Here is a 25,683-nt window from a genome sequence, read left to right on the forward strand (position 1 = left end):
TGAGATTATTATAATTATATTTATATTACACAGGGAACGAGGCATCATGACATGAGATTAGGGGAGAAAATCAAAAGAAGAAGAAAAGAAATTGGCATGACACAAATCGATCTCGCTGAGGGTATCTGTACGCAAGCTATGGTTAGTCGACTTGAGAAACAAAAAGTCCGACCTAGTCGAGATCTGATGGAAAAACTTGCGGATAGAATGGATACACCTATGAGCTTCTTTTATGGAGAAGATTCCTTGGAAATCAGACATTCTCAAGTGAGTCAGTTAGGTAAAATGATTCGACAACACCTTGACCGTAGAGAGTATGATTCGGTTGCGTACTTAGTGGAGACGAACCACGAGTTAATAGCGATATCTGTAGGGGATGATAAGCTATTTTTCGAGTGGATTAAAGGGCTGTTGTATACTCACAGAGATGGAGATTACAAAAAGGCGCTCAATCATCTGATCTCAATCGAAGAAGGCACGAAAAAAGGGGAATTACGTGTCGAAATCATTGATAGTATCGGAAACCAGTATCAAAGAATTCACGAATACAAGAAAGCGGAAGAATACTATCAAAAAGGATTCGAGTCTTTCTCAGAATGGATGGGACACGAGAAAAAAGCAAAATTATTATTAAACTATTCTTTATGCCTTTCCAAGCAAGAAAAAAATCGAGAGTCACTGGAGAAAGTATTGCAGGGACTTGAGTTGCTGATCCAAAACAATACACTCTTTTTACTGGGGGATTTCTTTTATCAAAAAGGGTATTGTTTAGAACATTTGGATCAAGTTCGCCAAGCGGTCGAATCGTATAAGAAAGCTGCATTTATATTCGATATTCAACAAAATGAACGATTCGTTACAATGGCAAATCTAGCAATCGATGAATTGGCAGAAACGGAAGTAGAACAGAATGGATAACACAAAAAAGGCACAGTATCTGTCCCAGGAGGATCGATTCTGTGCCTTTTTTTGTAGAGAAGCAAATGAGACATCTAACTAAAAGAGAAGCAAATACTTTTTTATTACGTTAGCTTAATGGTGGTAAGTGATGTTCAATCAGTATTCTTTTTGACTCTAACCATTCAGGAAGCTGAAGCATTTCGCCTAACTGCTCTATAGGTTCATCGACAGAAAATCCAGGTGTATCTGTAGCGATTTCCATAATGATATCTCCATGTTCTTTGAAGTACATTGCTTTGAAATAATCACGATCTTTGATTTCGGTCGTTGGGTAACCATTATCCATTAAGAAGTTTTGCCATTCTAATTGATCCGCCTCATCTTTTGCGCGAAAAGCAATATGGTGAACAGTACCGACTCCGAAACTTCCAGTAACGGGTTCTACTTTTTTGATATCCAACGTATGCCCAACTTGTTCGCTAGCTTTGAATCTAGTATAGGTGGCAGACTCTGCTACTTGTTCAAACCCAAAAAATTGTTCGACCAATTCTGATGTTTTGTCTACATGCGTTGATAATAATTGAGCGCCTGCGAATCCTAAAATCTTTTTATCATCGGGAATGTCTGAAGATGCCCATGGATGAGCGAGGGATCCGGAACGTGCAATTAAACCTAAACTCAAGCCGTGCGGATCACTGAAGTAAAGTGTTTCTTCATCAAATACTGTTTCGCGAGCAACTTCAATATTAAAAGATTGGAGTCTCTCTAACCAGAAATCCAACGCTCTTGTATCCACTTGAAAGAAGGTCGTACCAACCTGTCCAGTCCCAACAGTTCCTTTATAAGCATTTGGCCATGGGAAAAAGGTCATGATCGTTCCAGGGCTTCCTGTTTCATCTCCGAAATATAAGTGATACGTTCCTGGATCGTCAAAGTTTACCGTTTTTTTGATCAATCGTAATCCAAGAACGGATGAATAGAAGGCGACAGTCTCTTTAGGATTACCAACAATTGCGGAGACGTGATGAATACTCGTTGTTTTTTTCATTTTTTACCCTCCTAATATTTACCTCATATAAATTTATCTCTAATTCGTAATAATATTCATAAATGTATTCTATTCCTATCGGATAACAATGTCAACAGATCATCAAGTACATTTAAAATTAAAACAAATCACTAAAATAGTAGTGTAAAAATTGAAATATTATTTCATTTCATACATAATAAAGTGGAAATGAACTATTGCGAAGCAGAGAGGATGTTCGATTATGCTGGGAGCATCGATTTATTTGTCAGAGAGCGAAGAAATGAATCTTAAAATAATAGATATTTTACACATGAGAGGCATCAAAAAGCTATTCACCTCTCTTCATATACCAGAAGAGAATCCTAAACAAACCTTAATTGGACTTAAAAAGATTCTATCCAAAATCCAATTGAATCATATGACGCTTACGGTCGATGTTTCAGCAGGAACACTTGAGCAGTACGGTCTATCTAAAGAAGAAGCAACAGCTTTTTTTACAGATCTTGGCGTGACAAGTTTGAGAATGGATTATGGTTTTTCTCACAAAGAAATCAAACAACTCAGTGACACTTTTGAGATTGTATTGAACGCCAGTACAATTACTGAAGAAACGTGCCAGTCCTTAATAGAAGCTGGTTTGGATCTCACCAATATTACGGTATGCCACAATTACTATCCTAGAGAAAACACAGGATTGGACTTGGCCTTTTTTCTCAGAAGAAATCAGTTTTTAAAAGAAAAAGGATTCACTATTCAAGCTTTTATTCCAGGTGATTTAAAGAAAAGAGGTCCGATTTATGCTGGACTACCAACATTGGAAGCACATAGAGAAACGGATCCTTTACTTGCTTATCTAGAACTAAAGGAACATTACCTTGTAGATGAAGTTTTGATTGGAGACATCATGATGACCGAAAATGCTCTGGATAGAATCGTTAAATGGGAAAAAGAAGGTTTAATGATTCTTCCTGTTCAATTATTGTCGAAGGAGCTTCCAGAAAACTTTTATGCTATCCATCAAAATAGACAAGACGTGGCTAGAGATGTGATTCGCTCAGAAGATTCTCGCATTGTACTGAAAACAAAGAGCATTCAACCAAGTGTTGTGAAGGATCGACCAATTGGAACTGTAACACTGGATAACGATTTATATGGAAGATATAAGGGCGAACTACAGATCACAAAAAGAGCGCTACCTACAGATGATAAAGTCAATGTACTCGCAAGAATTCAAGAGAACTCAGTGGGATTACTTGAGTACATTACTGAAGGCGTAAAATTTCAATTTATGGAGGAATCAGAGTAAATGAGTACAGAAAATAGAAATCAAAAGTCAATGGAATTGGACCGCTTATCTATAAAAGAAATGACGCAATTGATGAATGAAGAAGATGCGACTGTTCCAACTGTCATCCAGGAGAATCTTGATGCAATCAACCAATTGATTGAAGCGGTATTCGAACGTATGGAAAAAGGTGGACGCTTATTTTATATTGGCGCTGGAACAAGTGGGCGTTTAGGGATACTAGATGCAGCAGAATGTGTTCCGACTTTTGGTATTTCACCTGAATGGGTGCAAGGCATCATAGCCGGTGGAGAAAAAGCAGTCGTAGAAGCGGTAGAAGGAGCAGAAGATTCTTCAGAATTGGCCGAAGAAGATTTGAAACGTGTCAGATTGAGCGAAAAAGATGTCGTGATCGGTATTGCCGCAAGTGGAAGAACGCCTTACGTAAAAGGGGCACTTCGTTATGCGCATTCCGTTGGTGCTCAAACTGGTTCCATTTCCAATAACGCAGATGCAGCCATCAGTGAGCTGGCAAACTTCCCTGTAGAAGTCGCAACTGGCCCAGAAGTATTAACTGGATCTACGAGACTAAAAGCTGGGACGGCTCAGAAACTTGTGCTGAATATGATCTCTACAGTGACTATGGTAAAATTGGGTAAAGCTTACGAGAATTTGATGGTCGATGTTCAGGCGACAAATGAAAAATTGGTTGATCGTTCCAAAAGAATCATTATGGAAGCGACAGAGTGCTCATTTGAAGAAGCTGAAAAGTACTACCAAGAATCCGGTTCTGTCAAAACAGCCATCGTTCAGATTCTAGCCAACACAACCGTGGAAAATGCAAATGCGCTGCTAGAAAAACATAATGGTCGCGTACGTCAGTCCATTCAATCAACACAATAAAAGCTAGTTCACTAGAAGCATCAAAGGACGGATCATATGACGGAGAAAAACATTTTAGGAAGAATCAATAGTATTGCAGACCAACTACCCAAAGCGGAAAAGAAAATTGCTCAGTTTATTTTAGATAAGCCAGAAGAAGTCGTGAACATGACGGCTTCCAAGTTAGGAAAAGCTTCTGATTCGAGTGCTGCTACCGTTATCAGGTTGTGTAAGCGAGTAGATATCTCAAGTTTCACTCAGCTCAAGGTGCTGATTTCAAGAGAAGTCACACAAAGCAATCCGGTCGGTTATTCAGATATCACGCCAGACGAACCGCTGGAAGATATTATGGATAAGTTGCTTGGAAACGCGTTTCAAACGATGCAAGATACGGTTTCTGTTATTCAAGAGCAACCTTTACTGGAAGCGGTAGAAGTTATGAAAGCTTCTTCCATCATCTATCTATTTGGAATCGGTGCTTCGAGCTTGGTAGCAGAAAATATTGCGCACAAATGGAGTAGAATCGGAAAAACATGTATCAGTTTCAAAGATCCACATGCCTTGCTTGCAGCAATGTCTTCTACAAAAAAAGGGCAGGTTTTTATTGGGATTTCCAATTCAGGAGAGACAAAGGAAATTGTCAAAATCATGGAATTGGCTAAAGAAAATGGGAGTCAAACGATTGCACTAACCCAGTTTGGTAAAAATAGTTTAACGAAAAAGGCAGACATCTCACTACAACACGTTAGAGCACAAGAAGGAGCCGTCAGAAGTGCCGCGACCAGTTCTTTACACGCTCAGTTTATTTTAGTAGATATCTTATTCTATGCGTATGCTTCAAAAAACTATGATAAAATTATTGATCAAATAAAATATTCAAGAGAGCAAATCGAGCATTATAGTTCGTAAATTTTTTACGTCGTGTGAAACCGTAAAACAATTCAAATAACGCACAATAAGCCAACTTACTTACAGTGGATTGAAATCTGACGTGAACGGTTGGCTTTTTTGTATTTGTTCTATTCGTTACGACAAACTGGAGGGATTGTTGTGAAAAAGTATAATTCGATAAACTGGAGTATTAGATTGAAAGAATTGGTAGTAGATTATGTAGCAATCCTAGTCTATCTAATAGGATTATTGATCGTAAATTTGATTATTTATTTTTTCGTACTAGATGGTGTACCTAACTTTACAATGGATCAAGCAAAAATCGTTGCGACGGTAGAGTCAGTTATTCCGATTGTTATTTGGTTTACGGTCATGGACTATAAGAAGCCTTTTGGAACATTTGGTAAGCGAAAAGCAAAGCTTGAAGTGGTGTATATGAACCGATCGTTCTGGAGAAGCTTAATTCGAAATGTTGTTAAGTTTCTTCCTTGGCAACTTGCACACTTAGGTGTCATTGAAGGAATCTACACAGAATTTGAAACGATTGGTTCAATTCTGTTGACCAATGCGGGTATTCTTCTAGGATTGATATTATTCGGGATGGGATTTTTTCGGAAAGACCGACGTCATTTAGGAGATCTTTTGGCTGGAACACAGGTTACCTCGAAAAAATAGAGAAATTGCCAACGTTAATTTGTATATTGACTATCATACTCCATTTGTTTGGCGGTTTCTTTGGCTGTAGAAGCACCTAAAATTTTACCGACAAGGTAAAGGGATAATTCAATGCCCGCACTAATGCCTGCAGATGTTAGGATGTGACCTTCATCTACAAATTTTGTGTTTCGTTTTACGTTAAGCGAGGGGAAGTTATCCGCTAGCCTGTCTAAAGCACTAAAATGCGTCGTTACTGTTTTATTTTCAAGTAGCCCCGCTTTCGCTAGTAGGAATGCACCGGTACAGACAGAAGTCGTATAGTCCGTTTTTTGATCTTGTTCTTTTAGCCATTGATGTAAGTCTTGATTATGTAGTTCAATTTCACGTGCTCCATATCCACCGGGGACGACAAGAATATCCAAATCTGGATGACTCTCAAAGCTGTAATCAGGTAGTACGCGAAGGCCGTTTCTAGCTTTAATCATCTGGCCATCTTGAGAAATCGTAACAACCTTAAAAGGTTTATCTTTTTCAGAATGATCTTCTGTAACGGAGAAGACTTCAAAAGGTCCTGCGAAATCTAGCACTTCAACTTCATTAAACAAAAGAATGCCAACGATTTTCTGTTTCATTATGAACGCTCCTTTTTATATTCAAGCATATTTCTATAGTAGTATAAAAAAACCATCCAAATGGGGGCAACCCAGTTGGATGGTTTTAATTTCAGACTAAAAAGATTAGTTGTTGTTAGAGTTGTTAGATGCTTTATCGACTTCTTTTGAAACGTCGTTTGCAGCTTGTTTTGTTGTTGATTTTACATCTTCAGAAGCACTTACAGCTTCAGATTTGATATCTTCAGATGCAGAATGCAATTGTTCTTTAAGATCTTGTGCTGTTTTAGCTAAAGTAATCTTGATGTTTTCTGTTGCTTCACTTGCTGCATGAGAAACTTCTTCTGATTTTCCTTTAGCCATGCTTGCATAGTCATTTGCCATGTCTTTTTTCTCGTTCATCATTTTAGAAATGTCTCCACGTGTTTCTTTACCGCTTTTAGGTGCGAATAATAAAGCTACTACTGCACCAAATAGTGCGCCTTTGATAAATTTCATAGTCATTTCCTCCTAATATCTAATTGCATTAATAGTTCTTTCTCCTCATTATAGCGAATGTTATCGAACTTTCAAACAAGAAGCACTTACAAATTCAAAAATACAAAAGGTAAGAAGATGAAATCTTCTAATTTATACTACTCTAAACTAAATAACATCCGTCTAAAAAAACTAGCCGAAATCTAAAAGCTTGTTTCTAAAATGGGTAAAAATAGAGGACAAGATAAGAATTCGTTACGATTGAGTTGATTTGACAAGGGGGCAACGAATCGTTGCTCATTGTTTTGAGTTAAATAGCGTATAGTGTTTACATAAGATACAAGAAAAACATTATTTAGTGATGTTCAATGATAGGTATGATTTACCTGTTAAATATGTTCGGTTTCTATTTAGAAGAACATTGTTATGTTATTGAGGTTTTGGTACAATTTTAATAGTTCGAGACTTTGTACGTTGAAACACATGATGATCGTTTTATTCAATTATTTTAAGCATATTTTCTCATCGAGAATCAGCTGTACAATAAAAGTCAAAAAGGAGTGTTGATTGGGAGACGAATGACGATTTATGGATAAGTTGTGGAAAAAATAGATCATTAAATTTAAAGGAGCATACTTAATGAATGAAGAAGTAACCGTTAATCAAAGCAAGACCTTTCCATGGGGGGCGCTAGCAATATACGTAGTCGTTGTACTTGGAATAGCAGTATATGAAGTGTTTCTGACAGATTCAATGATTCCAGAAGGTATTGATACAGAATCTCTGGCTGCTTTTGGAGTCATTGGCGCAATAGTTGGTGTAATTTTCTTGGTCATTGCTACAGCAATTCAATACGCCTTTATAAAATTTCCAACTCAATGGGTCTCAAAAGAAGAATATGTTTATAAATATGACATCTGGTCTGCGCTATTTTATTCAGGTGCAATTGGAGCGGTCATCAACTTTATAGTCGGACAGCTTGGATATGCAGAAAACTTAATTTTGGGGTCTGTAGTCAGTGTAATAACGACTGTGGTATTTTTACTATTTTATTTCTCAGGTGAAGAAAAAGAAAGTCACATCAAACGTGCCATCATAATTGTTCGAGTAGCATGGTTGGTTATTGGAATTGTCTTGGCGATTGCCATTCAAACCATCGGAAACAATATTTTACTTTAATTGAAAGAAGGACAGAAAAATTGAAAAAATCTACTAAACCAACACCTACTCGCTCTTTTTCTAAGCGGGTTGGTGATAAAAAGGGGTTAATTACAGTAGGCATCATTGCTGTATTGATTGCCATCTTTTTTATCGTTCAAGCTTTTCAGGGTTCTGCTATTGGGACTGAAACAGAACAGTTTTATTCTATTTATACCGTTAGAGAAGAAGATCCAGTATTATTTGATGGGATCGTTCAAGCATCCGAAGTTCAAGAAGAATATTACGATGCGTCAAACGGAGTTATTGGTGAACTACTCGTCGAAAACGGTCAAGAAGTAGAAGAAGGCACAGACTTATTTACATATACAAATGAAGAAAATCAGCAATTATTAAATGAACAAAATCGTCAGTATAGTCGATTAGAAAAAAGGCGTTCTGAAGCTGAAACCGAACTGGCTAACGCGCGTAAAGCATCCGAAACAGCGGACGCAAATATCACTAAAAGTAACCGTACAATTGAATCTGCCGGACAAAGTCAATTAGACCAGGTAGACGAAGAAAGTGAACAGTTTACGGTGAATACAGAACTAGACACAGCTCAAAATGATCTTTTGCGTTACGAGTCGGATAAAGCGGAAGCAGACGCTACAGTTGATTCTGCTCAAATGTCTATAAGAGATTTGAACGAACAGATGGAAGATATAGAATTTGAAATCGAGCGGTTACGTGGAGATATTACAACAACGGTTCAAGCGAATTTTGATGGGATTATCGAGTTGAATCAACCGAACATTTCAAGTATTCAAGCAAGTGAGGAACCAGTTATTCGTTTGATGTCAAAAGAACAGAAAATCGATGCATCTGTTTCTGAGTATGATTACGACAAAATCACTTTAGAGGATACAGTGGAAATCAGTTTGATCACTTCAGATAGAGTTTTAGGCGGTACCGTTACAAAACTGAGTACGTTGCCCATGCAAGCAAGTAGTGAAGGAGGTTCTTCTTCTTCCAGATATCCTTTTACTGTTATTCCAGAAGAATCTATTCAATACGGCTTTTCTGTTCAAATCGGAGTGGATGAAGGGATCGTTTACTTACCGCAGTCGGTCGTAATCGAAGAAGAAGAAGGGACTATTGTCTTTGTTCATAATGAAGGTATTGTAGAACGCCGCGAGGTTCAAGTCACTGAGGATGGAAGCTTGTATATCCTAGAATCCGGTCTTGAAATGGATGAAGAAGTGATTATGGATCCGGATATGGAACTGGCTGATGGAGACGAAGTCGGTGTGTTTTATGATTAAGCTGGAAAAAATTCGTAAAGCGTACAAAGCAGATAACGACTGGATTCCGGTATTAAAAGATGTGGATCTTGAAGTGAGGGAAAAAGACTTTCTAGCGATCATGGGACCTTCTGGTTCTGGGAAATCAACTTTACTCAATTTGATTGGTTTTGTGGACCGTCATTATTTAGGGAATTACAACCTTGAAGGAGAAATTGTGACGTCTAAAGGAGACGCAGATCTATCTCACTTACGAAATCAGCGGGTAGGATTTGTTTTTCAACAATTTAATTTAATTGAGACCTTAACGATTGAAGAAAATGTTGAATTACCGTTACTTTATGATGGCTGGAATTATTCTCAGACTAAAAGTAAAGTTCAAGAACTCCTTGAGAAATTAGGAATAGGAGACAAGGGTAAGAAATATCCAAAACAATTGTCCGGTGGCCAGCAACAAAGAGCTGCAATCGCGCGTGCAATCATCAATGATCCGGATTTCATATTAGCAGATGAACCAACAGGTGCGTTAGATACACAGACATCCAGTGACATTATGAACGTATTCAAAACATTAAATGAAGAAGAAGGCGTGACCATTATTTTAGTCACGCATGATCCTTCTACGGTCGAGTACTGTAACAGAGTCGTTCATATGCAGGATGGCGTATTGACCGAAGAAGTGAGGTAAGAAAATGAAGCCTATTGTATTTTTTAAAGGCGCGTGGAACGCGCTACTTAGAAATAAGAAACGTAGTTTTTTAACGATGATCGGAATTGTCATCGGGATTGCGGCGGTTAGTACAATCATGTCTATCGGTAGAGGATTTGAGAATTATGTTCTGGACTCTTTAAATCCTGACGAAGGAGAACTGTTAACTGTCAATATTCAATTTCAGTCAACTGATCCAGAATGGATGTACGAGACAAATGAACCTTTATATTCTGATATGGATTTGCAATCCATTCGCTATCTTCCAGGGGTGAATGATGTAGAAGTCGTGAACACGGATTATATGTATGCCTCTTTAGATACAATGATTGATGGAGAAGAAGGTTATGCAGATGCTACGCTGACAGAAGAGCAAGGAAGACCAGTAATAGCAGGTAGATCGCTGGATTCTATTGATAATGATCGAGAAAAAAGAGTGACCGTTGTACCTTTTTCACTAATTCAAGACGTATATAGTACAGAAGAAGATGCGATTGGAAAAGGATTAACGCTAGGCGGTCAATTGTACACGATTGTTGGTGTGCACGGAGATGAAATTGATACATCAGGTTTTTTAGGTGGCTTTATGTCTGAAGAAATCGAAATTCCTTTAAACACCTATAAACGTTATCATGATCAGTTTTCTGTAGGAAATGAAATCAGTATTACAGTCGACCGAGGCTACCTTCCTTCAGAAATAGCGGATGAGACAGTGTTCCTTTTAGAAGAAGATGGAACGATGCGTAATATGGGAAGTTACGAGTATTTCGATATGTCTGCTTTGGATGATGGTCTTTCTCAAGTATTGAGAGGTATCACCTTGTTTGTTGCAAGTGTGGCTGGTATTTCACTATTTATAGCTGGAATCGGCGTTATGAATATGATGTATATTTCTGTATCTGAACGCACAAAAGAAATCGGGATTCGACGTGCACTAGGTGCTTCTCAGAAAAGTATTCGAGCACAATTCGTTCTAGAAGGCGTGATGATGACGAGTATTGGTGGCATTGTGGGCTATTTGCTAGGATGGTTTTTCTCCGGCATCGCCTCAGTTTTCTTACCTTTTTCAACGGGAATAGATGTATTGACGATTGTTATCTGTATCGGCGTTTCCGCTCTGGTCGGTCTGATTTTCAGTTATGCACCAGCGAATGCTGCAAGCAAAAAGGAAATCATCGAGATTCTTTAAGACTGAGGGGACGTTAGACTAGATGAATCGATATGTTACATTCACCAAACATAAATTTTTTGAAGATAAGTGTAATCAGCAAAAGCAACTCGTATTCTTAGTGATTTTCTTGATTCTTTTGTTCTTATTAAGAGATCGTCTAGATCTTTTCTTAATCACTTACACTGTAATTTACCCTATAAGTTATCTCTTAAATTGTGTAGTGCAGTTCAAAAATCAAGATAGTGAAGTACCGATAGAGTAACAGTAAAAACTCGAGCAAAAGAGGATATTCCTTTGCTCGAGTTTTTATCATTTTACTACTATGCTTTACAACTTAGATTAGATAAAGTAAGATGATGTTAACTACTAAGCAATACAACCTAGTGAAGATTAAGGTGATGGAATGAAGAAGACTCAATTATTAAAAGGTGTCCTAGAAGGATGCGTTTTATTGATTATTAAAGAAAAAGAAGTCTATGGATACGAACTGGTACAGCAACTTGAAAAATCTGGATTTGAAGACATTGTTGGTGGGACAGTTTATCCAATTTTACAAAAACTCGAAAAAAATCAATTGACGACAAGTGTCAAAAAACCGTCATCAGATGGACCAGACCGAAAATACTATCAGATAACCGAGAAAGGCAGAGACTATTGTGACGACTTCGTTCAGAGCTGGAAAGAGCTGGAAAGCAGCGTTCATCATTTGATAGATTAAAGGAGGAGATAATATGAATGATACTAAATTAGTGATCCAGCAAAATAATGAACTTAGAGAAGAACTGACTGAAGAAAACAAAGCATATTACGAAGAAATGCTTGTTTATATGAGGGTTAGAAGCTGGCTTAAGGATGAAGAAAAAGTAGAAGAAATATTGATGCAGGTTCTTCAAGACCTAATCAGTGCCCAAGGAGAAGGTGTCACGGCTGAGGCATACTTCGGAAAAGACCCAAGATCTCATGCAAATCAGATACTCACTAACTTAGAACGAAATTGGGTAGATCATTTGCAGTTAGGCTCTTGGATCGTTGGTTTTACACTAGTCCTCAATATATTAAATAATATTATCACTATGGCTACACGTTTAAATCTGGTTACGGTACTATCTAGATCATTCCTCATTTATGTAGCTGTTTTTGCAGTCTTTAAGTGGATTGAAATGGATAGCTTTACGAAGACCTCCTCAAAATGGAAAGACGGTCTATTTATGGTAATCATTCTCAGCATATTTGCTCTGGGCATGATTGCTGAAACGATGCTACCTTATCAGTTGCTTCTTAACGTACCTCTTACGGTATCTTGGGGGATTTTGATTATATGTTTAATAGGCACTATATGGAAATTTTTTATGTTACCCAGAGAAGAACGTAAAGCGTGGGTGTTACCTCTTTTATTTTTAGTGGCATCTTCAATTATCGGTTTAATTAAATTTCTCTAAATGTTAGTACGAAAAAGTTGTCTAAATACTCTTAGGAGGAGATTCAGTGAAACATACAGAAATACATGAAAAAAATGAGCAATTCAAGAAAAGACTCACAGAAGAAAACAAAAAACAATTTGCTAAGATTGAAAGCTATATTCAATTCGGAAATACATTTAAAAACCCGATGGAATTAGAGACTAAACTGAATGGCTTTCTTCACGAATTGATTGAAGCACAAAAAGATGGAGAGACTGTTAACGAATATGTAAACAATCAGCCCAAAGAATTTGCAATTAACTTTTTATCCAAGCTAAAAAATAGACCGCAAGAACTTCTAAAAACAGTTGGTGTTTATTTGTATGTTGTATTCTTAATCAATTTTGCTTTAAACAGATTTTCAATAGATATCGTTGATCTTATTACGCTAACCGTGCAAACAGCTGTCTTCTGGGGGATCATGAAAAAGTTGCTTCAGTGGGACGTTTTTAGTGAAATGGATACATTGTTGAGACTCCTTGCTGGAGGTGCGTTAGCTGGTATAGCATTCGCACTAGTAGGGATTTTAAGAGATCAGATAGAATTTTTAACATGGACAATTGAAATTCCTTTTGCTATTTTTGCGGGTATAGTATTTGTGGTTGCTTTAGGAGTGACGATTTTGATGTTTGTTTACAAAAATGAGAGCAAAGTAGACTGGCTTGTGGCCATGGTTCTATTATGGGGTTCTTTAATAATCGGAACACTGAATTACCTGTAGTAAAACTCATGAATGACGGTCGAATAGAAAGAGGCGAACCATGAAAAAGACAGAAAGTGTCAAAGCGTTAGTTGAACGCAATGAAGAGATTAGTAAAACTTTGTACATAGAAAATCAAAAATATTATCAAAAATTAGCAGATTACGTTAGATACGGTAGTTATTTCAAAAATGAAAAAGAAATAGAAGAATTCTTACTGCAAGTACTAGAGGATACACTTAAAGCTCAAAAAGAAGGTGTATCAGCAGAAAGTTACTTTGGCAAAGATCCAAAGTTATCGGCAGATGAATTGTTAGCTACCTTAAGATTTGATTGGCTAGGAGTCTTGAAAATGCTTGGGGTTGTATTTAGCTTCTACTTTTTCTTCACTTTCGCAGTAGGAAATTCAAGTGTTGATGTTGTCAGTTTTGTGGTTCGGATTGTGGGGATTGCGGTTGCTGTAGGAATGATATTCAATATTTTACAAAAGGCATCTATGCAAAACAGACTTCCAGAAAAGACCGCCTACTTTCTAAAATGCTTATAGGGCTAATCCTTTTACCGATTATACTATTAGAGTTTTTCTTTAAAACAAATTTATTTCTGATTCAGTTTCCGTACGTATTAGTAACCAGTTTAGTCTTCATTGCAGCGTTAATGATTACGTGGAAATGAGTTAAAACACCTAAAGAAAAACGGGATGTCTGGTCGATTTTTATGATGGCAACCTGGATTTCATTTTTTATGGGAATCATCAATCACGTCTTGCTGCCTATGATCAGTAGATAACGAGCTTAGAAAATAGAGTTTAATCTTGTACGCTTCTTTAACCAGCAGGATAATTTATAGTTTTTGAGCATATAATACTAATTAGAGGTATTTCCTATGTTACGATATAATTGAGAAAATTCATCTGATAGAAGTTGACCACATAACAAGTAATGCGCTTTTATAATTCTTAACTCTTTTTTTAAGAAGCTCCTTTATAATAGAGGCAAGATGATAAATACGATGCATAAAAAAGGAAACGTAGGAGGACGATCGTTTGGAAATCGGAATAGATAAAATCGGGTTTTATACCCCTGAATTTTTTATAGATATGGAAAAGCTGGCTGAGGTTAGAGGTGTCGAACCGGCTAAGTATACGATCGGAATTGGTCAAGAAAAAATGGCTGTAGCGCCATTGTCTCAAGATGCGGTAACCATGGCTGCGAATGCAGCACTTGAAGTTTTGGATGAAGAAGATAGAGAAGCTATTGATTTTGTCTTATTAGGAACAGAATCTGGCGTGGATCATTCAAAATCTGGGGCTGTGTGGGTACACCGTTTAACTGACATTCAAAAGTATGCACGTTCAGTTGAATTGAAACAAGCTTGTTATAGCGCAACAGCTGCGATTACTATGGCCATGGGACACATTTCATTGCATCCTGAACGCAAAGTGCTTGTATTAGGAACAGATATTGCAAAATATGGTTTAAATACTGGCGGAGAACCAACACAAGGTGCAGGTGCTGTCGCAATGGTCTTATCTGCTAATCCTCGCATTTTAGCACTGGATACGGATAGTGTATCTATGTCAGAAGATATTTCGGATTTCTGGCGTCCATTACACTCGGACTATGCCATAGTAGATGGTAAATTCTCGAATCAAGCTTACCTAAACTTCTTAACAGATGTTTGGGGTGAGTACAAAGAAAGAAACAACCGCGACCTTAGTGATTTTGAAGCATTATGCTTCCATGTACCGTACACTAAAATGGGCAAAAAGGCATTAAAAGCTTTAACGGAAAACGCTTCCGAAGAAGATGCTGCTCGTCTGATGGGATATTATGAGCCAAGCATTTCTTACAACAAAGCAGTAGGAAACATTTATACAGGATCTCTTTATTTAAGCTTGTTATCTTTACTAGAACAAGGACCTCAACTTCCAGAAAACGCACGTATCGGTTTATTCAGCTATGGTTCTGGTGGGGTTGGAGAATTCTTTAGTGGAAAAGTTAAAACTGGATACAAAGAACACATGTTGAAAGATGAACACGAAGCGTTACTGAGTAATCGTCGTGAATTATCTATAGAAGAGTACGAAAATATTTTACAACAAGCCTTACCAAAAGATGAAACAGACATCGAATTAGACGTTCTAGAAACAACTTCTGGTACGGTTGTACTGAAAGGTGTTCAAGCGAACATTCGTCATTATGGTAAAAACTAACCAGGCGGCTGAACAGTGTGAACTTAAAAGTTAACTTTAAATAAAGGAGACGTTTCTTTTATGCAAAAAGTATATATAGCAGGTGCTAAACGTACACCAATCGGTTCATTTTTGGGTGCTTTAAAAGACGTATCTGCTTCAGATTTAGGAAAAACGGCTATTGAAGGTGTATTAAGTCAAAGTGGCATCAATCCTTCAGAGGTCAATGAAGTGTCTTTAGGAAACGTTTTGTCCGCCGGTCAAGGTCAAGGTGTAGCGAGACAAGCGTCGATTAAAGCTGGAATACCGGAAACGACTCCTGCTTACAGTACGAATATGGTCTGCGGTAGTGGACTCAAAACGGTCATGAATGCTTTCACAGGTATTCGCGCAGAAGAATATGATGTGGTTGTAGCAGGTGGAACCGAATCGATGAGTCAAGCACCTTATTTGCTGCCAGGGCGTACACGTGACGGAATCAAGATGGGGAACTTCCAGACTATTGATCACATGGTTCATGACGGCCTAACAGACGCATTTGAAGGTTATCACATGGGTATAACAGCTGAAAATATTGCAGAACAATACGAAATATCTCGTGAAGATCAAGATGCTTTCGCATATGATTCTCAACAAAGAGCATTGACTGCACTGGATGAAGGCACATTTAATGATGAAGTTGTACCCGTCAGTTGGACTTCAAGACGCAAGAAAGAAATCACTGTAGATACAGATGAATATCCAAATCGCAATGCGAATCTTGAAAAGATGCAGTCTTTGAGACCAGCATTCAAGAAAGACGGTACAGTAACCGCAGCAAATGCTTCTGGTTTAAACGATGGCGCAAGCGCGACGGTCATCGTGAGCGAAGACTATTTGGCGCAGCACGACATCCAGCCGCTAGCTGAAATTGTAGCAATCGGTCAAGGTGGCGTCGATCCTTCTATTATGGGGATGGGACCAGTACCTGCAGTAAAACAAGCGTTGAAGAAATCGGGTCTGTCTTTTGAAGATATCGATCTGCTAGAGTTGAATGAAGCTTTTGCCTCACAGAGTCTAGCCGTGATTCAGGAATTGTCTGAAGCTTTTGAAGTAGATAAAGAAGCGTTAAAACGAAAAACCAATCTCCATGGTGGCGCAATTGCTTTAGGCCATCCAATTGGTGCAAGCGGCAACCGCATCTTAGTGACTTTGTTATATACATTGAAGCGCAAAGGACTAAAATACGGGATCGCTTCACTTTGTATCGGTGGCGGAATGGGTGCTGCTGTAATCATTAGAAACACAGATGTTGATTAAACAGATAAAGGAAAACTTTCAAAAATGAAGGTTTTTCTTTTTTTGTTTTTAAATGGATTTTTATGGTGACGTTTATCAATGGTTTCAATATAATCAAGGTATCGAATAGATTCCAAAATAAGCTTTGATGAGGAGAAAACCATGAGAATAGGTAAATGGATGATCTTGTCCTTGTTTTTAATGGGATGTAGTAGTCCAGAAACAAATGAGACAGTCGAACCAGTAGAAGAAACGAATGAAATTATTAGTGTAGTCATAACAGAAACAGACGATATTGATCAAAAGTACTTATATGGTTCTTCAAATGAAAGTGAACTAGAAATCGTAAACTCGATGTTGTCTACTGCAACTCAGATGGATGGAATTGTAGACATGATAGATCCGAACTATAAGATGGTTGTTGAATGGGAAGATGATGAATCTGAAACCTATTCTATTTGGTGGCAAGAAGATCCAACTCAGCTCTCTTTAATGAATTGGGTAGATACACATACGGTCTTCAGGCTCGAAGGAGAGTCTGCTCGTCAGTTTAAAGAACTGATAAAGTAAAAAACAAAAATAGAAGGTCCTCTAAAACTAGATTAGAGGACCTTCTATTTTAATTAGTCTGTATCTTTTTTAGCTAGTAAATCTCTAATATCTTCCAATAACTCTTCTACCGTAGGTGCTTCTACAGGTGTCTCTTCTGGTTCCGGTTTGATTCTACGTGATAGTGTGTTAACAAATTTGATTATAAAAAAGAGTACGAGGGCCACCAAGAAAAAATTGATAACGGCTTGTATGAACTCTCCATATTGTAAACTCGCTTTACCAATATCCATAGATAAATCTTCGATTTTTGCCTCACCTGTCAAAGCAACTATGATAGGTGTAATAATGAACTCTACGAGTGAATTAACAATAGCAGTAAAGGCAGACCCCATTACAAGACCAACAGCGAGATCTAGTACATTTCCTCTAGCAATAAATTCTTTGAATTCTTTGATCATAGGTAATTAAAATCCTTTCTATAAATAAAATTGCAAATACGCCTTTTCATTCTACTGAAGAATGAGCAGATTTTCAAATTTCACTATTTTTCTTTACGCGATTTTTACATAAAATTGATAGAAAGGTTCTTTAAAAAAAGGGTATACTAAATCTCCAGAAAAGGGAATTTGTACAAATTGCAGTAGTTTGTCATAAAAGCAGGCTCGATTGTTCGTGTTTTAATATGCGTTTATAGAAAAATATTCACAAAATTGAGTAGACTTTTGTAATATCGAATGTTACTATTCTAAAGGGACAAGAAATATGCATATTTGAAATAATTGTAAAGTTGTACTTAGTTAAAACTAGGAGGAAAAAATTTTGTCTAATAAATGGTTAAAAGGTTTAGGAATTACTTTTGCTTCAACTTTAGTACTAGCAGCATGTGGAAATGGTGGCGACGACAACTCAGCTTCTGAAGAAACAAACGAAGATGGAAACGTAGCAATTGAAGAGCTTTCTGTTCAATTCGTACCTTCACGTGATCCAGAAGAAATCGTAGCTGCAACTGCACCCTTAGAAGACATCCTTAAAGACGAGATGGCTGACTTAGGATACGAAATTGGCAACGTTAAAATCGATGTCGGAACTGACTATGAAGCTGTTGGAGAAGCAATGTCTGCAGGTTCTGTAGATGTAGGATTCTTACCTGGTGGAACTTATGTCCTTTACGATGACGGAGCAGATGTTATCTTAACCTCAACTCGTGCAGGCTTAAGCAATGATTCTGAAGACCCTGCTGAATGGAATGCAAATAAACCAACTGACCCAACGGATGAACAAGTAACTTACTACCGTTCAATCCTAGTAGCAGGCCCTTCTGCAAAAGGCCGTGAATTAGCAGACAAAGTAAATAATGGCGAAGAATTAACGTGGGAAGATTTAGACTCTGCTTCTTGGAGTGTTATGAGTTCTTCTTCTTCAGCTGGATACATTTATCCAACAATTTGGATGCAAGAAAATTACGAACAGTCTCTATCTGACTTGAGCCAAATCTCTCAAGCAGATTCATATGGAACTTCAGTATCTCGTCTTGCGACTGAACAAGCAGACGTTGCAGTAATGTATGCAGATGCTCGTCGTGACTATGTTGAAGACTGGGAAGGTACTTTCGGTGGAGAAGACACAATTTGGGATTCTACAGACGTAATTGGCGTAACACCTGGTATCTATAACGATACAATTAGTGTAAGTAAAAACTCTGATATTATGACAGATGATTTAAAAGCAGCATTACAAGATGCATTCATCAACATTGCAAACACAGATGAAGGTAAAGAAATTATCGCTATCTACTCTCACGAAGGATACGAAAAATCTGAGAGTTCAGATTATGATGTTGAGCGTGAAGCACAACAAATCCTTAGAGATCTAACAAACTAATCAATAGAAGTCATTAAACTTAATACTCAATACCCAAAGATCAAGCTAGGAGACTCAATCTCCTGGCTTTCTTTTTGAGTATGTCTTAGAAAGGACAACGTGAATTATGATTGAATTTATTAATGTAAATAAAACCTATCCAAATGGGGTTACTGCATTAAAAGACGTAAACCTGAAGATTGAACAAGGAGAATTTGTAGCGATTATCGGCTTGTCTGGAGCAGGTAAATCTACTTTGATCCGTTGTATTAATCGTATGCATGAAATCAATGAAGGTACATTAAATGTAGACGGAGTAAATGTAAGTAATTTAAGAGGAAAACAAGTTAGGGACTTCCGCCGTAAAATCGGTATGATTTTCCAATCTTTCAACCTTGTAACGAGAACGACTGTATTAAATAATGTGCTGGTTTCTTCTGTTCCAGAATTGTCTTTTTGGAGAAAAACATTAGGATTATTTCCTAAAGATAAAAAGATTGCAGCTCTTGAAGCATTGGATAAAGTCGGTATCTTAGATAAAGCTTACAACCGTGTAGATCAATTATCTGGTGGACAACAACAACGTGTAGCGCTCGCGCGTACATTAGCTCAGAACCCTTCAATCATCTTAGCAGATGAGCCTGTAGCTTCTTTAGATCCGGTAACGGCAAAAGTTGTTATGGACGATTTCAAACGTATCAATCAGGAAATGGAAATGTCTATTTTGATCAATATTCACCACGTTGAATTAGCTTTGGAATACGCAGACCGCGTTATCGGCGTTCGTAAAGGTGAAGTCGTTTATGACGGGAAATCAGAAGATGTGACACAAGATGTGTTGAACAACATCTATGGTAGTTTGACTGAAGTTCCGCACATGGATGATCCTGAAGAAGCAAAAGTGTAAGGAGGAGAAACATTGGAAGAAACAGTTTACGATAAGATTTTCAAGCCGAAAACTTACACATTGGAAAATGGTAAAACAGTCAAACAAAGAGCTTCTAGAACGCCACTGATTCTCTTGCTTGTGCTGATTGCTACGTATGCTTCATTTAGAACGACCGGTGCAGACTTATCTTTACTATTAAAACGTGGTAACCAGTTTTTTGTTATTATTATTGGAATGTTCCCACCTAACTTTGAGTTTCTTTCAAACATTTGGGGACCCTTATTCGATACCATTCAAATGTCTTTATTAGGATCGCTTGCTGGTGCTCTAGTAGCTGTACCACTAGCCTTACTTTCATCTAGCAACATTATTAAGAATGCATTCGTTAATGGATTTTTCAAATTCTTCTTAAGTATTTTAAGAACTTTACCAACATTGGTTCTGGCATTAATTTTCACCTTTTTATTCGGATTAGGGACAATGGCAGGGATGTTATCCATTTTCATCTTTACCTCTTCTTATGTCGGAAAACTAATGTATGAACATATTGAAAATGTCGACATGGGCGCTTTTGAAGCAAACGAATCGATGGGATTATCGAAGGTAGAAGCTTTCAGATATGCGATTATTCCAGAAGTATTGCCGACATACTTGTCAGTATCACTGTATGCATTTGAAGGAAACGTTAGATACGCGGCAATTTTAGGATATGTAGGTGCTGGTGGTATCGGTCTAGTTCTTAATGAGCGTCTGGGCTGGAGAGACTATCCTAGTGTAGGAATGGTTCTTTTAGTCTTAATGATTGTAGTGTTCATTATTGAACGTATCAGTGAATACTTCAGACGTAAATTGTCTTAGAGAGGAAGAGTTAAATGAACGAAGCAATTCAAACACAATATAACAAAGCTCCAAACCGTAAATTGTACTTTGTGACAATATCCATCATTATATTGGCTCTTCTAATCTGGTCATTTATAGGGGTCGATATTACAGGCTTAGATCAAAAAGGAACAGGCCTTGCAGTCAACATTGTCAGAGGGATTGTAACGCCGGATTTAGAATTTTTATTCGACTTTTCAACGCAAGGTGTACCTTATCTATTGTATGAGACAATTGCGATCGCTTTACTGGGAACAGTATTTGGTTCTTTACTAGCTATTCCAATTTCATTTTTGATGGCGCCAAGTGTAGTTAGTGGACCAGTGGCTTATATCACAAGACTGGTTGTGATCTTTATTCGTACGATTCCTTCGCTGGTTTACGGGATTATGTTTATCCGTGTAACAGGTCCAGGTGCTTACGCAGGGGTACTCACAATGTCGATCACTTCGATTGGTATGATTTCTAGACTGTACGTCGACGTTATTGAAAATCTAGACCGCGGTGTACTAGAAGCGATGACTTCAATGGGTTGTACTACGTATCAGAAAATTCGTTATGGTATTTTACCTCAACTATTCTCAAGCTTCCTATCAACAACCATTTATCGTTTCGATATGAACTTGCGTGATGCGACGATTTTAGGGTTGGTTGGTGCCGGTGGTATCGGTGCACCATTGATTTTTGCCATGAGATCTTACCGTTGGAACCAAGTTGGATCTATTCTGATTGGGTTAGTCGTACTCATTCTTTTAGTGGAACTATTCTCAAACAAACTAAGATCTAGATTAGTTAGCGGAACAAAATAAAATATAGTATACTCGAGAAGTTGCATCTTGGAAAAGATGCAGCTTTTTATTATAAGTGGAAAGCGCCGGTTGAGAATAATTAAACCGTGCTGCGGAGGGTTTAAATGAATACCAATAAATTATTTTTCAAATATGTCAGCTTAAATGTTTTAGGTATGATCGGAATTTCTTTATATATTCTAGCGGATACTTTTTTTATCGCACAAGCTCTGGGCTCCAACGGGATCGCTTCTTTGAATTTAAGTATACCGGCTTATGGCGTGATTCACGGTATCGGGCTGATGCTGGGACTAGGTGGTGCTTCGCGCTTTAGTATACTGAATGCACAGCGAAAGACCAAAGAAGCCCAAAGTGTTTACACACAATCTCTTCTATTTGGTGTGATTGTGGGAATTGTGTTTTCTGTTATAGGTGTCATAGGAGCGGACAATATTGCACATATGCTTGGTGCTAACAACGAAACATTCGCGAATACATCTATCTACCTGAGAACACTACTATTCTTTTCTCCATTTTTTATTTTGAATAATGCCATGCAATCTTTTGTTAGAAATGATGGAGACCCGTCACTAGCAATGTACGGCATGTTACTGGGCAGTTTCTTGAATATTGTTTTGGACTATATTTTTATTTTCCCATTAGATATGGGAATGTTTGGAGCAGCTCTAGCAACGAGTATTGCACCAATTAGTAGTTTGGCTATCTTAAGCATTCACTTTAGACGTCCGACGAATCAGCTGAAATTTGTTTTCCAAGGGATTCAACTAAAAGTAATGAAAGATATCTGTTACTTAGGTGCAGCTGGATTTATCAATGAAATTGCGGCAGCGGTTGTTATGTTTTCCTTTAATACCATTATTTTTATGCTTGAAGGAAATCTAGGGTTAGCCGCTTACGGGATTGTTGCCAACATCTCCTTTGTTGTATTATCGTTGTTTACAGGGGTCGCACAAGGAGCACAGCCGCTTTTAAGTGATAGCTACGGGCTCAAAGACTTGGACAAGATGAAACACGTATTAACACTCTCAATAGCCACAGCACTCTCTATTAGCACACTGATTTATGTCTCGACTTTTATATTTAGAGACGGTATTATTTCTGCTTTTAATAGTGACCAGAATCTCCACGTAAAAGAGATGGCGATTGTGGGTCTTTTGATATACTTTATCGGATTTTTCTTCGCAGGAGCCAATACAATTTTGACGACGTATTTCAGTGCAACAGATCAACCAAGGCTAGCATTATTCTTTTCCTTGCTTAGAGGTGGGTTTATTATTATTCCAGCTGTATTATTATTAAGCCATCTTTACGGGATGACCGGTGTATGGTCCTCTTATGTAGTGGCGGAAGCCGTAGTTATTGGCTGTATCATGATCAAAATGAATCCGAAAAAACGGATTAAGCAAAAAAAGGTTCCGCAAAAAGAAATTTAAAAAAGCAATAAACTTTTTTGCTTAATGATAACCGCTAGTTTGTTCTGTAATGGAACAAATTAATGGTTATTTTTATAGGGTAACGGTTCTTAGAGACTTGTTATGTTAACCAAACGCATTAAGAAAAATAAGCGTATAATAAAAGCTATCATATAATCGGTAACTTTTAGTAGAGAATTGAGTGATTTTCAAATTTATTATGATATGTGGAAATTTACAAATCTTTCTAAAACTTAAATAGGTTAAATACACGAATCGATCCTAATCATTGAATATCAATTTTGGAATTTAAATGCATTTCTAAGTATCTATTCAAAAAGACTTGGTAGACATCAAACATTCGTATTATGGACTGTAATGGTGGAAATGATTAATAAATAATTAGCTTTTTTAAAAGTGGAGATGTTTATACAAAGAAAAAAATTATTGACAAAAGATTTTTGACTCTTTATTCTTAGACTTACAAAAGTGAATAGTCTTCAGGGCAGGGTGAAAGTCCCTACCGGTGGTAAAGCCCACGAGCCGCAAGGCAGATTCGGTTAAATTCCGAAGCCGACAGTATAGTCTGGATGAAAGAAGACATTGAATGATATAGTGAATATTCTGAGAGTCTGTAATTTTTGACTTTTAGGATAAGAGCTAGTTGTATTCAGAATGCCCTGGGAAATTTTTTTTCCAGGGTTTTTAGCGTTCTCTACTGTATAGGAGCAATCGTATACTAGGAGTCTGTTTATTTGAATACCATTAATTTCAAAAGCCAAGCCCTGAATCTCATAAAGATTTGGGGCTTTTTTTGATGGAAGGAGAATCTATATGGACAGATTCTATATGAGAATCGCATTGATGTTAGCAGAAAAAGGTAGGGGACAAACCTCACCAAATCCGCTCGTTGGGGCGGTTATTGTTAAAGAAGGAAGAGTCATAGGTCATGGATATCATGAACAATACGGGAGACCGCACGCTGAAGTTAACGCTATTAAAAACGCAACTGAACCGGTGGAAGGTGCAACCATTTACGTCACACTTGAACCTTGCGTACATTTCGGGAAAACGCCGCCCTGTACGGATTTAATTATTGAAAGCAAGATAAAAAAAGTTGTCGTAGCTGCAAAGGATCCCAATCCATTGGTAGCCGGTAAAGGCATTCAACTTCTCCAAGAAGCAGGTATTGAAGTAAGAGAAGGCGTACTTCGAGAAGAAAGTGAAAAGTTAAACGAGGTATTCAATAAATTTATTACAACTAAAAAACCCTTTGTCATTATGAAGTATGCAATGACGTTGGATGGGAAAATTGCTACTGAATCAGGAGAATCCAAATGGATTTCATCTGAAAAATCTAGAAATCATACGCATAAAATTAGAGGAAAGGTAGCTGCAATATTAATAGGGATTGGAACAGTACTTAAAGATAATCCGCTACTAACCTGTCGCATTGAAGGATTGTCGAATCCTATAAGGGTTGTGTTAGATAAGAACTTGAATATACCAGAGTCATCAAATATTCTTCGGACTTTAGATCTAGCGCCTACGATTATTGTTACATCCGAGTCAGCTTGTGCTGAGAAAATAGATCGACTGAAGCAGAAGGGTGTGCAGGTTTTATTAATGCAGTTAGATGACGGAACATTCGACTTCAAAAAACTAATGACGCTTTTAGTGGAAGCTGGTATCGATAGTCTACTAATTGAAGGCGGGGCTTCAACTCATGCAGCAGCATTTGAAGCTGGTGTGGTAGATAAAGTTGCCGTGTACATTGCACCTAAAATATTTGGAGGTCAAAACGCCTTATCGCCTATTGGAGGGAAAGGTATTCAGAAAATCAGCGCAGCTTTGGAACTTAAAACGTATGAGCTAAGCCAACTAGGAGAAGATATTTTGGTAGAAGGATATTTGTAAGAGGAGGAATTGAGGTGTTCACAGGAATAGTTGAAGAAATTGGAACAGTGACAAACATCAGAAAGTCTCAAAAATCTAGCCGAATAACCATTAGTGCGAGTAAAACCTTACAAGGAACAAAAATCGGGGACAGCATTATGGTTCAAGGCGTTTGTTTGACCGTAGAAAAGATGACTGCGCAAGCCTTTGAAGCAGATGTCATGGCTGAAACAATAACTAGAACAAATTTTCAACAGTTAATGAATCTATCTCCTGTAAATTTAGAACGTGCATTAACTTTAGAAACAAGGTTAGGTGGTCATATGGTCAGTGGACACATTGACGGAACGGGCATCATTAAAAGCTATCGCCAGGAAGAAAATGCAGTTTGGGTAACCATAGAAACTGGACTCGAAATTCTCAAGTATATAATCGAAAAAGGGTCAATTGCTCTAGACGGCATTAGCTTGACTGTCGTTTCAGTAACAAACACGGCCTTTTCTGTATCCATCATTCCACATACTGCTGAAGAAACTACATTGCTTAAACATAGCGTTGGTGATTTGGTTAATTTAGAATGTGACCTTATTGGGAAATACGTAGAAAAACTGCTGAAAGTATCAAGTGAAAAAGCAACAAATCAGTCTTCAATAACAGAGAGTGTTTTATTGAATGCTGGATTTATTTAGACGGAGGTACA

At 37.6% G+C, this 25,683-nt stretch carries 27 protein-coding genes and 1 riboswitch; of the genes, 23 read left to right on the forward strand and 4 right to left on the reverse strand.

The genetic code is table 11. The features are described from left to right. Positions 1-51 precede the first annotated feature (51 nt). Positions 52-918, forward strand: coding sequence for a helix-turn-helix domain-containing protein (locus LG377_RS01035; protein ID WP_225742879.1), 867 nt, complete (start codon positions 52-54; stop codon positions 916-918). A 109-nt stretch (positions 919-1,027) separates the two neighbouring features. Here LG377_RS01035 and LG377_RS01040 read toward each other — a convergent pair whose 3' ends face one another. Then, positions 1,028-1,948, reverse strand: a complete 921-nt coding sequence (locus LG377_RS01040) for a VOC family protein (RefSeq protein ID WP_225742880.1) — start codon at positions 1,946-1,948, stop codon at positions 1,028-1,030. A 223-nt stretch (positions 1,949-2,171) separates the two neighbouring features. Here LG377_RS01040 and LG377_RS01045 point away from each other — a divergent pair, with 223 nt between their 5' ends. The 4 genes from LG377_RS01045 (at position 2,172) to LG377_RS01060 (ending at position 5,663) form a co-directional block, all read left to right on the forward strand. Then, entirely contained in the window at positions 2,172-3,236 is a 1,065-nt protein-coding gene (locus LG377_RS01045; RefSeq protein WP_225742881.1) for a MupG family TIM beta-alpha barrel fold protein, read from the forward strand. Next, on the forward strand, positions 3,237-4,118 hold the full coding sequence (murQ, locus tag LG377_RS01050) for an N-acetylmuramic acid 6-phosphate etherase (protein WP_225742882.1): 882 nt from the start codon (positions 3,237-3,239) through the stop codon (positions 4,116-4,118). Between the two features lie 36 nt (positions 4,119-4,154). Further along, a complete protein-coding gene (locus tag LG377_RS01055; RefSeq protein WP_225742883.1) occupies positions 4,155-5,006 on the forward strand; it encodes a MurR/RpiR family transcriptional regulator in 852 nt (283 codons plus the stop codon). Positions 5,007-5,147: 141 nt separating this feature from the next. Continuing rightward, entirely contained in the window at positions 5,148-5,663 is a 516-nt protein-coding gene (locus LG377_RS01060; RefSeq protein ID WP_225742884.1) for an RDD family protein, read from the forward strand. A 14-nt stretch (positions 5,664-5,677) separates the two neighbouring features. Here the strand turns inward: LG377_RS01060 and LG377_RS01065 are convergent, their stop codons facing one another. Beyond that, entirely contained in the window at positions 5,678-6,277 is a 600-nt protein-coding gene (locus LG377_RS01065) for a DJ-1/PfpI family protein (RefSeq protein WP_225742885.1), read from the reverse strand. A 105-nt stretch (positions 6,278-6,382) separates the two neighbouring features. Then, positions 6,383-6,754, reverse strand: coding sequence for a YtxH domain-containing protein (locus LG377_RS01070; RefSeq protein ID WP_225742886.1), 372 nt, complete (start codon positions 6,752-6,754; stop codon positions 6,383-6,385). 618 nt (positions 6,755-7,372) lie between these two features. On the opposite strand from LG377_RS01070, the gene LG377_RS01075 reads away from it, so the two are divergent. The 11 genes from LG377_RS01075 to LG377_RS01125 all read left to right on the forward strand — a co-directional run bounded on the left by LG377_RS01075 (position 7,373) and on the right by LG377_RS01125 (position 17,256). Then, on the forward strand, positions 7,373-7,912 hold the full coding sequence (locus LG377_RS01075; protein WP_225742887.1) for a hypothetical protein: 540 nt from the start codon (positions 7,373-7,375) through the stop codon (positions 7,910-7,912). 20 nt (positions 7,913-7,932) lie between these two features. Beyond that, the gene (locus LG377_RS01080) at positions 7,933-9,195 is read left to right on the forward strand and encodes an efflux RND transporter periplasmic adaptor subunit (RefSeq protein WP_225742888.1); all 1,263 of its coding nucleotides are present in this window, start codon (positions 7,933-7,935) and stop codon (positions 9,193-9,195) included. Then, positions 9,188-9,862, forward strand: a complete 675-nt coding sequence (locus tag LG377_RS01085) for an ABC transporter ATP-binding protein (RefSeq protein ID WP_225742889.1) — start codon at positions 9,188-9,190, stop codon at positions 9,860-9,862. The genes LG377_RS01080 and LG377_RS01085 overlap by 8 nt, the downstream gene beginning before the upstream one ends. 4 nt (positions 9,863-9,866) lie before the next feature. Further along, positions 9,867-11,072 (forward strand): ABC transporter permease, encoded by a 1,206-nt coding sequence (locus LG377_RS01090; RefSeq protein WP_225742890.1) that lies wholly within the window; start codon positions 9,867-9,869, stop codon positions 11,070-11,072. A gap of 385 nt (positions 11,073-11,457) precedes the next feature. Continuing rightward, a complete protein-coding gene (locus LG377_RS01095; protein WP_225742891.1) occupies positions 11,458-11,772 on the forward strand; it encodes a PadR family transcriptional regulator in 315 nt (104 codons plus the stop codon). A 13-nt stretch (positions 11,773-11,785) separates the two neighbouring features. Further along, positions 11,786-12,493: a DUF1129 family protein gene (locus LG377_RS01100; protein ID WP_225742892.1), complete on the forward strand. Its 708-nt coding sequence runs from the start codon at positions 11,786-11,788 to the stop codon at positions 12,491-12,493. A 46-nt stretch (positions 12,494-12,539) separates the two neighbouring features. Continuing rightward, entirely contained in the window at positions 12,540-13,235 is a 696-nt protein-coding gene (locus LG377_RS01105; protein ID WP_225742893.1) for a hypothetical protein, read from the forward strand. A 40-nt stretch (positions 13,236-13,275) separates the two neighbouring features. After that, positions 13,276-13,761: a hypothetical protein gene (locus tag LG377_RS01110; protein WP_225742894.1), complete on the forward strand. Its 486-nt coding sequence runs from the start codon at positions 13,276-13,278 to the stop codon at positions 13,759-13,761. Positions 13,762-14,259: 498 nt separating this feature from the next. After that, a complete protein-coding gene (locus LG377_RS01115; protein WP_225742895.1) occupies positions 14,260-15,429 on the forward strand; it encodes a hydroxymethylglutaryl-CoA synthase in 1,170 nt (389 codons plus the stop codon). Between the two features lie 60 nt (positions 15,430-15,489). Further along, positions 15,490-16,707 carry an acetyl-CoA C-acetyltransferase gene (locus LG377_RS01120; protein WP_225742896.1) on the forward strand — a complete coding sequence of 406 codons (1,218 nt, stop codon included), beginning with the start codon at positions 15,490-15,492 and terminating at the stop codon, positions 16,705-16,707. 141 nt (positions 16,708-16,848) lie between these two features. Then, positions 16,849-17,256: a hypothetical protein gene (locus tag LG377_RS01125; protein WP_225742897.1), complete on the forward strand. Its 408-nt coding sequence runs from the start codon at positions 16,849-16,851 to the stop codon at positions 17,254-17,256. A gap of 53 nt (positions 17,257-17,309) precedes the next feature. Here the strand turns inward: LG377_RS01125 and mscL are convergent, their stop codons facing one another. Continuing rightward, positions 17,310-17,696, reverse strand: a complete 387-nt coding sequence (mscL, locus tag LG377_RS01130; protein WP_225742898.1) for a large conductance mechanosensitive channel protein MscL — start codon at positions 17,694-17,696, stop codon at positions 17,310-17,312. A 361-nt stretch (positions 17,697-18,057) separates the two neighbouring features. Between mscL and LG377_RS01135 the strand changes: the two genes are divergently transcribed. The 7 genes from LG377_RS01135 to LG377_RS01165 all read left to right on the forward strand — a co-directional run bounded on the left by LG377_RS01135 (position 18,058) and on the right by LG377_RS01165 (position 25,672). Then, on the forward strand, positions 18,058-19,119 hold the full coding sequence (locus tag LG377_RS01135) for a phosphate/phosphite/phosphonate ABC transporter substrate-binding protein (protein ID WP_225742899.1): 1,062 nt from the start codon (positions 18,058-18,060) through the stop codon (positions 19,117-19,119). A gap of 106 nt (positions 19,120-19,225) precedes the next feature. Beyond that, on the forward strand, positions 19,226-20,005 hold the full coding sequence (phnC, locus tag LG377_RS01140; RefSeq protein WP_225742900.1) for a phosphonate ABC transporter ATP-binding protein: 780 nt from the start codon (positions 19,226-19,228) through the stop codon (positions 20,003-20,005). 12 nt (positions 20,006-20,017) lie between these two features. Next, a complete protein-coding gene (gene phnE, locus LG377_RS01145) occupies positions 20,018-20,845 on the forward strand; it encodes a phosphonate ABC transporter, permease protein PhnE (protein ID WP_225742901.1) in 828 nt (275 codons plus the stop codon). 14 nt (positions 20,846-20,859) lie between these two features. After that, on the forward strand, positions 20,860-21,675 hold the full coding sequence (phnE, locus tag LG377_RS01150) for a phosphonate ABC transporter, permease protein PhnE (RefSeq protein ID WP_225742902.1): 816 nt from the start codon (positions 20,860-20,862) through the stop codon (positions 21,673-21,675). Positions 21,676-21,779: 104 nt separating this feature from the next. Then, positions 21,780-23,108 (forward strand): MATE family efflux transporter, encoded by a 1,329-nt coding sequence (locus LG377_RS01155; protein WP_225742903.1) that lies wholly within the window; start codon positions 21,780-21,782, stop codon positions 23,106-23,108. 471 nt (positions 23,109-23,579) lie between these two features. Beyond that, positions 23,580-23,693: riboswitch (FMN riboswitch) on the forward strand. 228 nt (positions 23,694-23,921) lie between these two features. Further along, positions 23,922-25,004: a bifunctional diaminohydroxyphosphoribosylaminopyrimidine deaminase/5-amino-6-(5-phosphoribosylamino)uracil reductase RibD gene (gene ribD, locus LG377_RS01160; protein WP_225742904.1), complete on the forward strand. Its 1,083-nt coding sequence runs from the start codon at positions 23,922-23,924 to the stop codon at positions 25,002-25,004. A 14-nt stretch (positions 25,005-25,018) separates the two neighbouring features. Continuing rightward, positions 25,019-25,672 carry a riboflavin synthase gene (locus LG377_RS01165; protein WP_225742905.1) on the forward strand — a complete coding sequence of 218 codons (654 nt, stop codon included), beginning with the start codon at positions 25,019-25,021 and terminating at the stop codon, positions 25,670-25,672. Positions 25,673-25,683: the final 11 nt, after the last annotated feature.

This window comes from Marinilactibacillus sp. Marseille-P9653, assembly GCF_916618885.1.
Lineage (GTDB): Bacteria > Bacillota > Bacilli > Lactobacillales > Carnobacteriaceae_A > Marinilactibacillus.

What these genes read in the sequence shown, in the direction of transcription:
- LG377_RS01035 (WP_225742879.1), top strand. Translation starts at nt 52, where the DNA reads ATGAGATTAGGGGAGAAAATCAAAAGAAGAAGAAAAGAAATTGGCATG.
- LG377_RS01040 (WP_225742880.1), bottom strand. Translation starts at nt 1,948, where the DNA reads ATGAAAAAAACAACGAGTATTCATCACGTCTCCGCAATTGTTGGTAAT.
- LG377_RS01045 (WP_225742881.1), top strand. Translation starts at nt 2,172, where the DNA reads ATGCTGGGAGCATCGATTTATTTGTCAGAGAGCGAAGAAATGAATCTT.
- murQ (WP_225742882.1), top strand. Translation starts at nt 3,237, where the DNA reads ATGAGTACAGAAAATAGAAATCAAAAGTCAATGGAATTGGACCGCTTA.
- LG377_RS01055 (WP_225742883.1), top strand. Translation starts at nt 4,155, where the DNA reads ATGACGGAGAAAAACATTTTAGGAAGAATCAATAGTATTGCAGACCAA.
- LG377_RS01065 (WP_225742885.1), bottom strand. Translation starts at nt 6,277, where the DNA reads ATGAAACAGAAAATCGTTGGCATTCTTTTGTTTAATGAAGTTGAAGTG.
- LG377_RS01070 (WP_225742886.1), bottom strand. Translation starts at nt 6,754, where the DNA reads ATGAAATTTATCAAAGGCGCACTATTTGGTGCAGTAGTAGCTTTATTA.
- LG377_RS01075 (WP_225742887.1), top strand. Translation starts at nt 7,373, where the DNA reads ATGAATGAAGAAGTAACCGTTAATCAAAGCAAGACCTTTCCATGGGGG.
- LG377_RS01085 (WP_225742889.1), top strand. Translation starts at nt 9,188, where the DNA reads ATGATTAAGCTGGAAAAAATTCGTAAAGCGTACAAAGCAGATAACGAC.
- LG377_RS01090 (WP_225742890.1), top strand. Translation starts at nt 9,867, where the DNA reads ATGAAGCCTATTGTATTTTTTAAAGGCGCGTGGAACGCGCTACTTAGA.
- LG377_RS01095 (WP_225742891.1), top strand. Translation starts at nt 11,458, where the DNA reads ATGAAGAAGACTCAATTATTAAAAGGTGTCCTAGAAGGATGCGTTTTA.
- LG377_RS01100 (WP_225742892.1), top strand. Translation starts at nt 11,786, where the DNA reads ATGAATGATACTAAATTAGTGATCCAGCAAAATAATGAACTTAGAGAA.
- LG377_RS01110 (WP_225742894.1), top strand. Translation starts at nt 13,276, where the DNA reads ATGAAAAAGACAGAAAGTGTCAAAGCGTTAGTTGAACGCAATGAAGAG.
- LG377_RS01120 (WP_225742896.1), top strand. Translation starts at nt 15,490, where the DNA reads ATGCAAAAAGTATATATAGCAGGTGCTAAACGTACACCAATCGGTTCA.
- LG377_RS01125 (WP_225742897.1), top strand. Translation starts at nt 16,849, where the DNA reads ATGAGAATAGGTAAATGGATGATCTTGTCCTTGTTTTTAATGGGATGT.
- mscL (WP_225742898.1), bottom strand. Translation starts at nt 17,696, where the DNA reads ATGATCAAAGAATTCAAAGAATTTATTGCTAGAGGAAATGTACTAGAT.
- phnC (WP_225742900.1), top strand. Translation starts at nt 19,226, where the DNA reads ATGATTGAATTTATTAATGTAAATAAAACCTATCCAAATGGGGTTACT.
- phnE (WP_225742902.1), top strand. Translation starts at nt 20,860, where the DNA reads ATGAACGAAGCAATTCAAACACAATATAACAAAGCTCCAAACCGTAAA.
- LG377_RS01155 (WP_225742903.1), top strand. Translation starts at nt 21,780, where the DNA reads ATGAATACCAATAAATTATTTTTCAAATATGTCAGCTTAAATGTTTTA.
- ribD (WP_225742904.1), top strand. Translation starts at nt 23,922, where the DNA reads ATGGACAGATTCTATATGAGAATCGCATTGATGTTAGCAGAAAAAGGT.